General features: G+C 72.6%; 14 protein-coding genes. 10 read left to right on the top strand and 4 right to left on the bottom strand.

Features of this window, described 5'->3' with window-relative positions; translation table 11 throughout:
- Positions 1 to 47: 47 nt before the first annotated feature.
- Positions 48 to 1,655: a CocE/NonD family hydrolase gene (locus tag Plo01_RS34090; RefSeq protein ID WP_203894884.1), complete on the top strand. Its 1,608-nt coding sequence runs from the start codon at positions 48 to 50 to the stop codon at positions 1,653 to 1,655.
- 37 nt (positions 1,656 to 1,692) lie between these two features.
- On the top strand, positions 1,693 to 2,640 hold the full coding sequence (locus tag Plo01_RS34085) for a helix-turn-helix transcriptional regulator (RefSeq protein WP_203894883.1): 948 nt from the start codon (positions 1,693 to 1,695) through the stop codon (positions 2,638 to 2,640).
- A 45-nt stretch (positions 2,641 to 2,685) separates the two neighbouring features.
- On the opposite strand, the gene Plo01_RS34080 is transcribed toward Plo01_RS34085, so the two are convergent.
- On the bottom strand, positions 2,686 to 3,600 hold the full coding sequence (locus Plo01_RS34080) for an SDR family oxidoreductase (RefSeq protein ID WP_203894882.1): 915 nt from the start codon (positions 3,598 to 3,600) through the stop codon (positions 2,686 to 2,688).
- 150 nt (positions 3,601 to 3,750) lie between these two features.
- On the opposite strand from Plo01_RS34080, the gene Plo01_RS34075 reads away from it, so the two are divergent.
- The gene (locus Plo01_RS34075; protein ID WP_203894881.1) at positions 3,751 to 4,320 is read left to right on the top strand and encodes a VOC family protein; all 570 of its coding nucleotides are present in this window, start codon (positions 3,751 to 3,753) and stop codon (positions 4,318 to 4,320) included.
- Positions 4,320 to 4,961 (top strand): carboxymuconolactone decarboxylase family protein, encoded by a 642-nt coding sequence (locus Plo01_RS34070; protein ID WP_203894880.1) that lies wholly within the window; start codon positions 4,320 to 4,322, stop codon positions 4,959 to 4,961. Before Plo01_RS34075 ends, Plo01_RS34070 begins: the two co-directional genes overlap by 1 nt.
- A gap of 49 nt (positions 4,962 to 5,010) precedes the next feature.
- On the opposite strand, the gene Plo01_RS34065 is transcribed toward Plo01_RS34070, so the two are convergent.
- Positions 5,011 to 6,165, bottom strand: a complete 1,155-nt coding sequence (locus Plo01_RS34065) for an acyl-CoA dehydrogenase family protein (RefSeq protein WP_203894879.1) — start codon at positions 6,163 to 6,165, stop codon at positions 5,011 to 5,013.
- A gap of 87 nt (positions 6,166 to 6,252) precedes the next feature.
- Between Plo01_RS34065 and Plo01_RS34060 the strand changes: the two genes are divergently transcribed.
- From Plo01_RS34060 to mctP, 3 genes are all read left to right on the top strand, one after another.
- Positions 6,253 to 6,927 carry a winged helix-turn-helix transcriptional regulator gene (locus Plo01_RS34060; protein ID WP_203894878.1) on the top strand — a complete coding sequence of 225 codons (675 nt, stop codon included), beginning with the start codon at positions 6,253 to 6,255 and terminating at the stop codon, positions 6,925 to 6,927.
- A 215-nt stretch (positions 6,928 to 7,142) separates the two neighbouring features.
- Positions 7,143 to 7,355 carry a DUF3311 domain-containing protein gene (locus Plo01_RS34055; RefSeq protein WP_203894877.1) on the top strand — a complete coding sequence of 71 codons (213 nt, stop codon included), beginning with the start codon at positions 7,143 to 7,145 and terminating at the stop codon, positions 7,353 to 7,355.
- Positions 7,356 to 7,359: 4 nt separating this feature from the next.
- Positions 7,360 to 8,982, top strand: a complete 1,623-nt coding sequence (mctP, locus tag Plo01_RS34050; RefSeq protein WP_203894876.1) for a monocarboxylate uptake permease MctP — start codon at positions 7,360 to 7,362, stop codon at positions 8,980 to 8,982.
- 187 nt (positions 8,983 to 9,169) lie between these two features.
- On the opposite strand, the gene Plo01_RS34045 is transcribed toward mctP, so the two are convergent.
- Entirely contained in the window at positions 9,170 to 9,511 is a 342-nt protein-coding gene (locus Plo01_RS34045; protein WP_203894875.1) for a DUF6285 domain-containing protein, read from the bottom strand.
- Between the two features lie 118 nt (positions 9,512 to 9,629).
- Between Plo01_RS34045 and Plo01_RS34040 the strand changes: the two genes are divergently transcribed.
- Positions 9,630 to 10,820, top strand: coding sequence for an acyl-CoA dehydrogenase family protein (locus tag Plo01_RS34040; RefSeq protein ID WP_203894874.1), 1,191 nt, complete (start codon positions 9,630 to 9,632; stop codon positions 10,818 to 10,820).
- 64 nt (positions 10,821 to 10,884) lie between these two features.
- Entirely contained in the window at positions 10,885 to 11,856 is a 972-nt protein-coding gene (locus Plo01_RS34035) for a phosphotransferase family protein (RefSeq protein ID WP_203894873.1), read from the top strand.
- A gap of 17 nt (positions 11,857 to 11,873) precedes the next feature.
- On the opposite strand, the gene Plo01_RS34030 is transcribed toward Plo01_RS34035, so the two are convergent.
- Positions 11,874 to 12,905 (bottom strand): saccharopine dehydrogenase family protein, encoded by a 1,032-nt coding sequence (locus Plo01_RS34030; RefSeq protein ID WP_203894872.1) that lies wholly within the window; start codon positions 12,903 to 12,905, stop codon positions 11,874 to 11,876.
- A gap of 97 nt (positions 12,906 to 13,002) precedes the next feature.
- On the opposite strand from Plo01_RS34030, the gene Plo01_RS34025 reads away from it, so the two are divergent.
- Positions 13,003 to 13,956 (top strand): helix-turn-helix domain-containing protein, encoded by a 954-nt coding sequence (locus Plo01_RS34025; RefSeq protein WP_203894871.1) that lies wholly within the window; start codon positions 13,003 to 13,005, stop codon positions 13,954 to 13,956.
- Positions 13,957 to 14,079 lie beyond the last annotated feature (123 nt).

The raw sequence follows: 14,079 nt of genomic DNA, 5'->3' as shown, positions 1-14,079 counted from the left end.
GAGCATGATTCTGTTACCAGTAAGTAGGAAGCGCGCGAGGAGGAGACATGGCGATCGCGTGGCCGCGGACCGCCCACCGGGTGACGGTCCAGCGGGACCTGCCGGTCCCGATGCCGGACGGGGTCACCCTCCTGGCCGACCGCTACGTCCCGGCCGGCGCCGTGCGCCCGCCCACCATCCTGGTCCGCTCGCCGTACGGCAGGCGCGGGGTGTTCGGCTACATGTACGGCCGCGCGTTCGCCCGCCGGGGCTTCCAGGTCGTGATGCAGAGCTGCCGGGGCGGCTTCGGCTCGGGCGGCGTGCTCGACCCGCTCGGCGACGAGCACGAGGACGGCATGGCCACGCTCACCTGGCTGCGCAAGCAGCCCTGGTACGGCGGGAGCCTGGCCATGCAGGGCCCCTCCTACCTCGGCTACACCCAGTGGGCGGTCGCCCCGTTCGCCGGGCCGGACCTGAAGGCCATGGCCACCTCGGTGACCGCGTCCCAGTTCCGCGACGCCGCCTACGTCGGCGGGGCGTTCGCGCTGGAGTCCTCTCTGATCTGGACCACGCTGACCGCCTCGATGGGCAGCCCGCTCGGCGGCGCCGGAGCGCTGCTGGCCCCGCGCCGGACCCGGCGGGCCGCGCTGTCCGGGCGGCCCCTGACGGAGCTGGACGTCCTGTCGGCGGGCCGGGGCATGCCGTTCTTCCAGGACCTGCTGGCCCACCACGCCGAACCCGCCGCCTACTGGGGCCGGCGCGACTTCTCCGCCTCGGTGGGCGAGGTCGGCGCCGAGGTCACCATGGTCGGCGGCTGGTACGACATCTTCCTGCCGTGGCAGGTCAAGGACTACGTGGCGATGCGGGCCGCGGGGCGGCGTCCGCACCTGACGATCGGGCCGTGGTACCACGCGGACATGCGGCAGATGCGGGCGGCCGGCGCCGACGCGCTCGCGTGGTTCCGGGCCCACCTGATGGGCGACCCGTCGGGCCTGCGGGAGCAGCCGGTCCGGATCTACGTCACCGGCGCCGGGGAGTGGCGCGACTACCCGGACTGGCCGGTGCCCGGCATGCGGGAGCAGCGCTGGCACCTGCGACCGGATTCCGGGCTCGCCCCGGAGAACCCGGTGGAGTCGGAGCCGGACCGCTACCGCTACGACCCCGCGCACCCGACCCCGTCGCTGGGCGGGCCGGTGCTGCTGGGCAACTCCGAGCCGCGCGACAACAGGCGGCTGGAGGCCAGGCGCGACGTGCTCGTCTACACCGGTCCCGAGCTGCGCCGGGACACCGAGATGATCGGGCCGGTCCGCGCGGAGATCTACCTGCGCTCCAGCACCGAGCACGCCGACGTGGTCGTGCGGGTCTGCGACGTGCACCCGGACGGGGCGTCCTACAACGTGTGCGAGGGGGTGCGGCGGCTCACCCCGGGGGCGCCCGTGGCCGGCGCCGACGGGGTGCGCCGGGTCGAGGTGGACCTGTGGCCGATCGGCCACCGCTTCCGCCGCGGCCACCGCATCCGGGTCCACGTGGCCGGCGGGGCCTATCCCCGCATCGCCCGCAATCTCGGCACCGGCGACCCGCTCGGCACGGGCAGCGCGATGGTCGCCGCCCGGCAGGAGGTCTTCCACGACCCGTCGCGGCCCTCGGCGGTCATCCTGCCCCTGGTCTCGCCCTGACCCCGCTCCGGACGGGCCCGGGCGCTAGGGTCGACGGGTGCGCGCGGCCAGGTTGATGTCGTTGATCCTGCTGCTGCAGTCACGCGGCGGCATGACCGCCGCCGAGCTGGCGCGGGAGCTGGAGGTCTCCGAGCGGACCGTGCACCGGGACGTGCTCGCCCTGTCGGAGGCGGGCGTCCCGGTCTACGCCGACCGGGGGCGCGGCGGCGGCTACCGGCTGCTGGACGGCTACCGCACGCGCCTGACCGGCCTGGACCGGGCCGAGGCGGAGGCGCTGTTCCTGTCCGGGGTGCCCGGCGCGCTGCGCGAGATGGGCCTGGGCGAGGTCGCGGCCACCGCCAGGCTGAAGGCCGCCGCGGCGCTCTCCCCCAGCCTGCGCGACGCCCCCGCCACGGCCGCGCAGCGCTTCCACCTCGACGCCCCCGGCTGGTTCGCCAGCGAGAACCCCCCGCCGGCGGCCCTGACCCCGCTGGCCAGGGCGGTGTGGGGCGACCACCCGGTGACCGCCCGCTACCGCGAGGCCGAGCGCACGCTGGAGCCGTACGGGCTGGTGCTCAAGGGCGGGGTCTGGTACCTCGCCACCCGCACGGCGATCTACCGGGTGGACCGCTTCGGCGACGTCGTCCCCCATCTCGACCGGCGCTTCGAGCGCGACCGGGACTTCGACCTGGCGGCCTTCTGGGCCGAGCGGGCCGCGGAGTTCATCCGCTCGCTGCTGAGGGAGCGCGTCACCCTGCGGCTCAGCCCGTACGGGCAGCGCATGCTGCGCTTCGTCGCCGACCCGGCGGCCCTCGACGACGCGCTCGCCTCCGCGGGGGCGCCCGACGGGCAGGGCTGGGTCACCGTCCGGCTGCCCGTCGAGTCCTGGCAGGTCGCCCACGGCCAGGTGCTGCGCTTCGGCCCGGACGCGGAGGTCCTGGACCCGCCCGAGCTGCGCGCCCTCATGGCCGAGGCCGCCGCCCGCATGAACGCCCTGTACGGCTGACCTCCGCTCGCCCGGCCGGGCCGGTGACCCGGCCGGGCCCCGGTGTCAGCGGTAGTCGTCGGCGTCGACGGGACCGGCCGCGCCCTCCTTGGCCGCGATGTAGCCCCAGGCGTCCGGCCGGCTGCCGTCGACGTCGGTGAAGCCGTACTCCTTGGCGAGCTGCCCGCTGGAGAGCGACTGCCCCGACCAGCGGTCCCGTTCCGGATCGGCGGCCAGCGCGGCCACCGCGCGGCCGGTGAAGGCCGGCGACTCCGAGATCACGAAGTCCGGCTGCTTGGCGATGGCGTCGCGCCAGTTCTCCTCCGTGACGCCGAAGCCCTCCAGCATCGACTCCGAGCGGAGCCATCCGGGCGTCAGGGAGACCGCGGTGCAGCCGTGCGGGCGCAGTTCGTGGGCCATGGAGAACCCCAGCCGGTTCACCGCGACCTTGACCAGGTCGAAGAAGGCGCACAGCCGGTAGTTGCCGGCGTTGTACTCCAGGGTCCCGTCGGTGATCTCGACGAGCAGGCCGCCCGGCTCCCTGGTCAGCAGGGGCAGGGCGTGGTGGCTGGTGATGAGGTGGGTGTCGATCCCCAGCCGGAGCATGCGCAGGCCGTCGTCCAGGGGGTGCTTCCAGACCGGGGTGTTCCAGGCGGTGAGATGGTCGCCGCCCCAGATGTCGTTGACCAGGACGTCGAGCCGGCCGTGCTCGTGGTCGATCCGCTCCACCAGCGTCCTGACCTGTTCGGGGTCCAGGTGGTCCACCCGGACGGCGATGCCCTCTCCGCCGGCCTCCGTCACCCGCTCGGCGGTCTCCTCGATGGTCTCCGGCCGGTCCATCTCCGAGCGCCCCTCGCGCGTGCTGCGGCCGGTGCAGTAGACCGTGGCGCCGGCCGCGCCCAGTTCCACGGCGATGGCCCGTCCCGTTCCCCGTGTCGCCCCGGCGACCAGGGCGACCTTTCCCTTCAGCGTCGTTTCCATGACCACGATGCTTCCGGGAAAAGAGGACATCCAGTGTCATGTTTTCGATGGAATCCGGTTCACCCTGCCCGCGCCCTGAGCCGCCCCGTTTTCTGACCTCGCGGCCCATGGGGCCCGTCCGCCCCGTGTGATAAGTAATTCATTACTTCGATGAATGGGGAGACCGTGGCCGACAACACCGAATTCGAGCTGCGAGGGGTCAACCACCTCGCGCTGGTGTGCTCCGACATGAAGCAGACCGTCGACTTCTACTCCGGCGTCCTGGGCATGCCGCTGATCAAGACGATCGAGCTGCCGATGGGCTGGGGCCAGCACTTCTTCTTCGACTGCGGCGGCGGCAACGCGCTGGCGTTCTTCTGGTTCCCCGACGCCCCCGAGCCGGTCCCCGGCGTCTCGGCGCCCAAGAACCTGCCCGACCGGGGCGAGCTGCTGTCGGCGGTCGGGTCGATGAACCACATCGCCTTCGACGTCGCGCCCGAGAAGATCGAGGAGTACCGGGACAAGCTCATCGCCAAGGGCGTGGACGTCGGGGTGATCCTCAACCACGACGACAGCGAGTTCGGCGTGGCGCCGAAGATGCAGGAGGGCGTGTTCGTCCGGTCGATCTACTTCAAGGACCCCGACGGGATCCTGGTGGAGTTCGCGGCGTGGACGCGGGCGCTCGACCGTCCCGAGGACGTACGGCACGAGCCGAAGACCGCCGCCGAGCGGACCGTGTGATGCCGCGACTGCGCCAGGTCCCCCGCGACCAGGTCACCGACCCGCTGACCCTGTTCTTCTACGACCGCCTCTTCGGCCCGGACCGCGACCCGGTCGCCGAGCCCGGCACCGCGACGGGCTCCCCCGGCGACTGGTGGACGGTCTTCGCGCTGCACCCGGTGATCCTCAAGCACTGCGTGAAGGGCTTCCAGCTCTACCGCGAGGCCGGGCTCGACCCGGTCCTGCGCGAGCTGGGCCAGGCGCGGGCCGGATGGGCGCGGGGCAGCCAGTTCGTCTTCTCCCAGCACTGCAAGCAGCTGCGGGCGATCGGGGTCCCCGACGAGAAGGTCCAGGCGGTCGCGCACTGGCAGGTCAGCGCGTGCTTCAACGAGCTGGAGCGGGCCGTGCTCGCCTACACCGACGGGCTGGTGCTGGACGGCGGCCGGGTGCACGACGAGATCTTCGCGGTGCTGAGGGTCCACCTGACCGACGAGGAGATCCTGGAGCTCACCTACATCACCTGCCTGTACGAGATGCACGCCACCATGTCGAGAGCGCTCCGCCTGGAGTTCGACGACCGGCCCGAACCGGTCGTCGAAGTGGCCGCTCCCGAGGGGTACGGCAGCCGCGACATCGTCGACGACATCTCCGGGAGCGGCTGAGGACCGGCCGCGTCTCCGGAGGCGGCTGAGGACCGGCCGCCCGGGGACGTCACCCCGACCGCAGCCGCCACGCGGCCAGGGCGTCGGTCCCGGCCAGCGCCAGCGTCGCCTCCGGGGTGAGCGGGTGGAACGGTCCGCCCCGGACGTCACGGTAGGCCCGCTCCAGCGGGGAGGCGCGGAAGAAGGCGGGCCCGCCCACGGTGTCGAGGGCGAGATCGACGACCGCCTTCGCCTCGCGTACGGCGTGCCGCTTGGCCACCATCAGCGTGACCAGGGTCCGCTCGTCCGCCGGAGGGTCCTCGCCCGTCTCCTCGACGGCGGCCAGCAGCGCCCACCGGGCCACCCGCAGCCGGGCGGTCATCTCCCCGATCTGCCGGACCGCCGCGGGGTCCGGATCCTGCCCGCGCGCGGCCAGGGCCCGCAGCGCCTCGTCGCAGGCGCCCCGCGCGATGCCCAGGTAGACCGCGCCCACCACGGGCGCGAAGTGGATCGCCGCGACCAGCAGCGGCCCGGTGAGCCTGCCGTACGGCCGCCGGCCGACGACCTTCTCCGCCGGGACGAACACGTCGTCGAACACGACGTCGTGGCTGGCGGTGCCGCGCATGCCGAGGGTGTCCCAGGTCTCGACCAGCGACACGCCCGGGCTGGACAGCGGCACCGTCGCGTGCAGCACCTCGGCGTCCGGGCCGGGCTCGCCGAGCACGGCGGAGGTCGACAGGACCGTGGCGACCGGAGCCTGCGAGCAGAATCTCTTGCGTCCGGTGAACCGGAAGCCCCCGTCGGCCTCGACGGCCGTCGTGGTCGGGCACACCCAGTCCGATCCGCCGCTGGTGGCCATGATCAGCCCGTCCGCGGCGACGCGGCGCAGCGCCCCCTCGGCGTCGGGCGCGCCCCGGCGGTGCCGCCAGCACTGCACGAGGGTGAGGTAGAGGTGCATCGCCGCGGCGAGCGCGGCCGACCCCGCCCGGCGGGCCAGCTCGCCCTCGGCCAGCACGACCTGGCGCAGGCCGGCGCCCAGGCCGCCGAACTCGGCGGGGACCGCCAGCTTCAGATATCCGGATTCGCGCATCTCCGCGTAGGCCTCGGTCACGAACGTCGCCTCGCGGTCGTGCCGCGCCTCGCTCGGCGCGCAGCGCAGGCCGACCTCGGCGGCCAGTGCGATGATGTCGTCGTCGGTGGGAACCGCGTTCACTGTGATGGTCATGAAGCCACGGTAGAAACGCCAGGTCACCCTCTCCTAGTACAAGATGTGTATCTGCCCGGAGCGCCGGAGCGCGGCTAGCCTGACGGCATGGGATCTTCCTACGGACAGTTCTGCCCCGTCGCCAAGGCGATGGAGCTGCTCGACGAGCGCTGGACGCTGCTCGTCGTCCGTGAGCTGGTCACCGGGAGCCGCCACTTCAACGAGCTGCGCCGGGGGGTGCCGAAGATGTCCCCGTCCCTGCTGTCGAAGCGGCTGAACCGGCTGGTGCGGGCGGGCATCCTGGAACGACGCCCCGACGGCGGCCGGGTGCTCTACACGCTCACCCCCGCCGGCCGCGAACTGCAGCCGATCGTCGAGGCGCTGGGCGCCTGGGGCATCCGCTGGATCCCCGAGATCGGCGAGGAGGACCTCGACCCGCAGCTGCTGCTGTGGGACATGCACCGCAACGTCGATCACGACGCCCTGCCGCCGGGCCGCACGGTGGTGCAGTTCAGCTTCCCGGACGTCGACCCCCAGACCCGCGACTGGTGGCTGGTCATCGCCTCCGGCGACGCCGACGTCTGCGACGACGACCCCGGCTACCCGCCGACGGTGACGATCACCGCGGGACTGCGCCGGATGATCCAGGTCTGGCGCGGCGACCTCGGCTGGCCCGAGGCCCTGCGCTCGCACGCGGTGCGGGTGCACGGCCCTCAGCAGCTGCGCCGGGCCGTGCCCGCCTGGTTCAGGCTGTCGTCCTTCGCCCGGATCCCCCGGCCGTAGCGGGCAGCGGCCGCCGGCGAGCCCGTCCTTCGCCCGGACGCCGCCCGACCGGGAAGTCCCGGGAGCCCCGGCGGGCGGCCGGGCGACCGTTCGCCGCATCAACCGGCCCGCTCGGCGATCGGTGACCACAACGCAATCGACCCCTGATTACTCTGCCGGTCAATCCGCACGGGCCGACCCGCCCGGTCGGCCCCTTCCATACCCGGGAGACCGCGTTGACCATACCGAATGGGGACCGGAGCGACCGCAGCCCGTGGAACTGGCTGCTCCTCGTTCCGATCGTCCTGCCCCTGCTGCCCTTCCTGTTCAACTCCGACGAGCCCCGGCTGTTCGGTTTCCCGATGTTCTACTGGCTCCAGCTGGTCTTCATCGCGGTCGGCGTCACCTGCACCACGATCGTCTACCAGATGACCAAGCGGAGGCGCTGACGCCATGGAACAGCACCTCACCGAGATCATCATCTTCACCGCCCTGTTCCTGCTGGTCAGCGGCATGGGATTCGTCGCCGCGCGCTGGCGGCGCCCGACCGACCTGGCCAGCCTGGACGAGTGGGGCCTGGGCGGGCGCAACTTCGGCTCGTGGATCACCTGGTTCCTGGTCGGCGGCGACCTCTACACCGCCTACACCTTCGTCGCCGTGCCCGCCCTGCTCTGGAGCGCGGGCGCGATGGGCTTCTTCGCGGTGCCGTACACCATCGTGATCTACCCGATGGTGTTCCTGGTGCTCATCCGGCTCTGGTCGGTCTCGCACATCCACGGCTTCGTCACCCCGGCCGACTTCGTCCGCGCCCGCTTCGGCTCGCCCACGCTGGCGCTGCTGGTGGCGATCACCGGCATCGTGGCGACCATGCCGTACATCGCGCTGCAGCTGGTCGGCATCGAGGCGGTGCTGAAGTCGATGGGCGTGACCGGCACCGGCATGGCCGGCCACCTGCCGATCATCATCGCGTTCGCGATCCTGGCCGCCTACACCTACCAGTCGGGCCTGCGCGCCCCGGCGCTGATCGCCTTCGTCAAGGACACGCTGATCTACATCGTGATCCTGGCCGCGATCATCATCATCCCGGCGAAGCTGGGCGGCTGGGACGTCATCTTCGACAAGGCCCAGGAGAAGTTCGCCGCGTCCCCCGCGCCGGGCGACGGCATCCTGCTCAACGCCAACAACCAGCTGCAGTACATCACGCTGGCCTTCGGCTCGGCGCTGGCGCTGTTCCTCTACCCGCACAGCATCACCGGCGTGCTGGCCTCCCGGAACCGGGACGTGATCAAGCGGAACATGTCCGCGCTCCCGGCCTACAGCCTGCTGCTCGGCCTGATCGCGCTGCTGGGCTACATGGCCATCGCAGCCGGGACCACGCCGATCGGCAAGGACAACAACACGATCGTGCCGCGGCTGTTCGACCAGATGTTCCCCGACTGGTTCACCGGCGTGGCCTACGCCGCGGTCGGCATCGGCGCGCTGGTCCCCGCCGCGATCATGTCGATCGCCGCGGCGAACCTGTTCACCCGCAACATCTACAAGGAGTACATCAACCGGAACGCGAACGACGCCGACGAGGCCCGCGTCTCCAAGATCACTTCCCTGCTGGTCAAGGTCGGCGCGGTGGCCTGCATCCTGTTCCTGGACACCGGCTTCTCCATCGACCTGCAGCTCATCGGCGGCGTCATCATCCTGCAGACGCTCCCGGCGGTGGCGCTGGGCCTGTACACCCGCTGGTTCCACCGCGGCGGCCTGATCGCCGGCTGGATCGCGGGCATGACCGCGGGCATGGTCCTGCTCTACAACATCGGCAACCCGGTCACCGGCAAGCTGCACTTCGCCGGATCGGCGTTCCCGCTGGAGAAGCTGGGCCTGGACACCAAGATGACCATCTACGCGGGCATCCTGGCCCTGGCCGTGAACCTGGCCGTCGCCGCGCTCGGCACGGTGATCGCCCGGGCGATGAAGATGGCCGACGGCGACGACGCCACCCACCCCGACCACTACCTCGCCGACGAGGGCGACCCCCGGATCAAGGACCTCGATCTCACCCCGGGATCACCCAAGACCCACTGACCCTCCGCACCGGCACCGGGTACGGCCCGCGTCTCCCGCTCCGCGGCGGAGGACGCGGGCCGTACCGCGTGACGCGGGGCCGTACCGCGTGACGCGGGGCCGTACCGCGTGACGCGGGGTCGCACCGGCAGGCGGGGTCGCACCGGCGGGCGGGAGACTTCCGGCGCCGCCGTCCGCCCGCCGCGGCTCACTCGCGGTCGAGGTAGGCCGGGTTCGCCACCGCGAGCTTGTCCCGGACGGCCTCGGTCAGGGCGGCGACGAGCGCGGGATGGTCCAGGCCCCCGCGGACGGCGGCGGCGAGCTCGGCGTCGGAGGCGAAGCCGAGCCCGCCGAGGCGGGCCGCGTGCGCGGCCGCCTGCTCCGGCCCGAGGTCGAGCTCCCGCTCGACCATGCCGAGCACGTTGACGGCGACCCGGGTGTGGAAGCGGACCCTGCCCTCGACGGCGGGAAGCACATCGCTCTCCAGGAAGTCGCGGACCGCGGCGACGAGCCGCGCCGCCGACGGGACGTCATGCGGGCCGGCCGGCAATGGGTCAGAAGGCGCGGACGACGGCGACGGGCCGGGTGGCGTGGGCGGCGGCGCGCTCTGCGGCATAAGTGACTCCTTACCCGTTGACTCGGCAACGAATCTCGGATGAGATCCTTGCATGACCTTCGCCGTTCCCGACAGCGTGCGTCCGCTCCGCGACGCCGTCCACGCGTTCATGACCGAGCGGGTCGAGCCCGCCGAAGATGTCCTGCACCGGGGCGGAGCCGAGGCCCAGGCGGCCCTGCGCGGGCTTCAGGAGGAGGCCAAGAAGGAGGGTCTGTGGGCTCTGGGCCACCCCGCGGAGCTGGGCGGCGGGGGCCTGCCGTTCCTCGACTACGTCTACGTCAACGAGGTCCAGGGGCGCAGCGAGTTCGGCCAGCTGGCGCTGGGCACGTTCACGCTGCAGGACTCGCTGATGCTCCACCGGTTCGCCGGGCCCGAGCAGCGCGAGCGGTTCCTCGAGCCCCTGGTCCGGGCGGAGATCTGGCCGAGCTTCGCGATGACCGAACCCGGCGTCTCCAGCAGCGACCCCACCCAGCTGCAGACCTCTGCGGTGCTGGACGGCGGCGAATGGGTGATCAACGGCCACAAGTGGTTCACCACCGGCGCGAACCGGGCCGCGTACACGACCGTCATGTGCCGCACCGAGCCGGACGCCCCGCCGCACCTGGCCTTCTCCATGATCCTGGTGCCGACCGACACGCCCGGCTACACGATCGTCCGGGACACGCCGGTGCTCGGCCTCGACGGCGGCCACTGCGAGGTCCTCTACCAGGACGTCCGCGTCCCCGCCGGCAACCTGCTCGGCCCGCGCGGCCAGGGGTTCGTCATCGCCCAGCGGCGGCTGGGCCCGGGCCGGATCTTCCACTGCATGCGCTGGCTCGGGCAGGCCCAGCGCGCCTTCGACCTGATGTGCCGGCGCCTGCACGAGCGCACCGCGTTCGGCCGCCCGCTGGCGGACAAGCAGCTGATGCGCCAGCACGTGTTCGACTCCTACGCCGAGATCCAGTCGGCCCGGCTGCTGACCCTGCACGCGGCCCAGGCGATCGACCGGGGCGAGCAGGCGCGGGTGGAGATCGGCGCCATCAAGGTCGTCGGCGCGCGGATGCTGCACAACGTGATCGACCGGGCCATCCAGGTGTACGGCGCCGCGGGCCTGACGCCCGACACCCCCCTGGACCGGATGTACCGGCACGCCCGCGCCGGGCGCATCTACGACGGTCCGGACGAGGTGCACATCGACACGGTGGGCCGCCGGATCCTCGGCCGGTACGCCGCCGGCGGCAACTGGGAGTTCGGCCTCCGGTAGGGCGGGCCCGACGGGAACCGGTGACGAGGGACGGCGGGCGGACGCCGCACGGCAGAGAGGCCCCATGGGCAGCGACGAGACGGACAGAGACGAGATCCTCGCCCGGGCGCTCGGCCCGGGGACGACGGTCACGGCGGGCGCCCGCCTGCCGGGCGGGGCGTCCCGGGAGACGTGGGCCCTCGACGCGGTGGATCCCTCCGGCGCCGCCCACGAGCTGATCCTGCGCCTCGACCCTCCCGGCTCCTCGCCGGGGGCCGGGATCGGGCTGGCCGGAGAGGCCGCGCTGATGCGGGCCGCCGCCGCGGGCGGCGTGCCGGTGCCCCGGATCCTGGCGGCCGGGGACGCGCACATCCTGATGACCAGGGTGGCCGGGGAGACGATTCCCAGGAAGATCCTCCGCGACGAGGCGTTCGCCGCCGCGCGCCCCCGGCTGGCGGCCCAGTGCGGGGAGATCCTGGCCGCGATCCACCGGATGCCGCTCTCCTGCCTGCCCCAGGCTCCGGGGCCGGGCGGGCCGCAGGCCGTACCGGATGATCCGCTGGCGGCCTGGCGCGACCTGCTGGACCTGACCGGGCAGCCGCATCCGGTCTTCGAACTGGCCTTGCGCCGCCTGGCCGCCTCCCGGCCCGCGAGCCACCGGACCGCCGTCGTGCACGGCGACTTCCGCAACGGGAACCTCGTCATCGGGCCCGGCGGCGTCGAGGCGGTGCTCGACTGGGAGCTGGCCCACGCGGGGGACCCCCTGGAGGACCTCGGGTGGTTGTGCGTGAAGGCGTGGCGGTTCGGCTCGCCCCTGCCGGTCGGCGGGTTCGGGGGGTACGGAGAACTCGTCGAGTCCTACGAGAAGGCCTCCGGGCACCGGGTGGACCCGGACGCGCTGCGCTGGTGGGAGACCTTCGGCGTGCTCAAATGGGGGGTCATCTGCATCATGCAGGCCATGCGGCACCTGAACGGCGGCTCCCGGTCGGTCGAGCTCGCCGCGATCGGCCGCCGCGTCTGCGAGACCGAGTGGGACCTGCTGCGGCTGCTCCGGTGAGCCCCGGCCGGGGCCGTTCAGCGCGGGAGCTCGACCGACAGGTGCGGGGCCAGCGCCCGGAGGAAGTCCGCCGCGTCGAACACGGCGCCGGCCGAGGCCACACCCGTCGTCAGCGTGCGCCCCGCCAGGATCCGCTGGACGGCCTCCACCGCCAGTGGCGCGGTGATCGCGTAGATGTCCCGGCCGCGGGCCGTGGCACGGCGCTCGACGCCGTCCGCGCAGACCACGACGTCGACGACGAATGTCTGGTCCGAACGCCCCAGGGCGTCGACCGCCTCCGGCGCGGGCGTGTCCTTCCCCGACAGGTCCCTCGCGGCCTCGACGGTCATGTAGGTGCGGACCTCGGGCACGGCCACGTGACTGGGGACGGTGACGACGTCCGCCATGGTGAACTCCGCGATCACCGTTCGCCGGCCCAGTGGTTCGGGGAAGAGCCAGTCCTGCTCCGACACCTTGTCGTCGTGGTACTCCAGCGCGCCGCCGGCGAACCGCACCCGGCGGCCCGAACGGCGCCGGTGGGACACCTCACCGGCCGCCCGGGTGCCCTCCGTGGGATGCCAGCTGCTCAACCCGTACGCGACGTGCACGACGTCCGCGGCGGCCCACTCCCCCATGGCGGCGGTCACCAGCAGATCGCCCAGCCCACCGTAGAAGGCCATCGCCGGAACCACGGGGACGCCCGCCTCCCGGGCCGCTTCGGCGTAGTCGGCGAACATCGCGGCGTTCGCCTCGATCTCCGCCGCGACGTCGACGTACGGAATCCCCGCACGCAAGGCCGCCTCCACCACGGGGCCTCCCGTCACCGCGAACGGCCCGGCGCAGTTGACGACGGCCGCCGCTCCGGCGAGGGCCCGATCCAGGGAGGCCGGGTCGTCCACCGTGGCCGGCCGCGCCGCCGCACCTCCCGGCTCCTTGGCCAGCATCTCCAGGCGAGCCGCGTCACGGCCGACGAGGACGGGGACGAAGCCCCGGCGGAGCAGTTCGGCGACGACGAACCGCCCCGTGTGCCCGGTCGCCCCGTAGACCGCCACCGTTTCCGCTGCACCCATGGTCTCTCCGATCTCGCTGTTCTGACGAGTTCACTCTCTCCGATCGGGAAGCCTCATGGTGAGAGTCTGGAACGACATCATGCGTACACTTTCGGACATGCATACCGTCGCACTGGCGACCGCCGGCCACCTGCTGCACTTCGAACTGGCGGTGGCCTGCGAGATCTTCGGCACGCCCCCGCGCGAAGCCACGGCGGGCTGGTACGACGTGCTGCTCTGCGGTCCCGGACCGGCGCGGGTCGGCCCGTTCACGGTCGAGCCCGAGCACGGGCTGGAGCGCCTGGTCAACGCCGACACCGTGATCGTGCCCGCGTGCGCGGACATCGACGTCCCGCCGCCGCCGGAACTGATCGGAGCCGTACGGGCGGCCCACGAGTCGGGCGCCCGGATCGCCTCCCTCTGCACCGGGGCGTTCACGCTCGGCGCCGCCGGCCTCCTGGACGGGCGGCGAGCCACCACCCACTGGGCTCACACCGCGGAGCTGTCCGCCCGCCATCCGCTGGCCGTCGTGGACCCGGACGTGCTGTACACGGACAACGGCAGCGTGCTCACCGCCGCGGGGAAGGCCGCCGCCGTCGACCTCTGCATACACCTGATCCACCTCGACCACGGCGCCGCCGTCGCCAACGCGGTCGCCCGCCGCCTCGTCACGCCGCCGCACCGGCTCGGCGGCCAGGCCCAGTTCGTGGCCACGCCGATCCAGGTCACCGGCGACCACCTGCTCGCCGACCTGCTCACGTGGGTCCGGCAACGGCTGGACCAGCCGCTGACGGTGACGGACATGGCGCGGAAGGCGAACATGAGCCCCCGCCACCTCGGAAGGCAGTTCCGGGCGGTGACCGGGCAGACACCGCTCCGCTGGCTCCTGACCCAGCGCGTACGCCACGCCCAGGAGCTGCTGGAGACCACGGACGAGAGCATCGAGGCGGTCGCCCTCGCCACCGGCATGGGCACCGCCACGACGCTCCGGCGCCAGTTCAAACGGATCGTCGGAGTCGCGCCTGACAGCTACCGGCGCTCCTTCCGCAGCGCGAAGCCCTCTGATCGGTAGGAGCAGAGCCTGACGGGCGCCGGGAACCCGTCCCGGAAAAGCCTCCAGAAAAGACTCCGAAGAAACACACCGAGAAAACAAAAAAAGGGGCCGCCCCAACGGGGCGACCCCTTTTCAAAAAAA

This window comes from Planobispora longispora, assembly GCF_016863135.1.
Lineage (GTDB): Bacteria > Actinomycetota > Actinomycetes > Streptosporangiales > Streptosporangiaceae > Planobispora > Planobispora longispora.
Note: the sequence above shows the minus strand (reverse complement) of the source record. Positions and strands in the feature narration are given on the sequence as shown.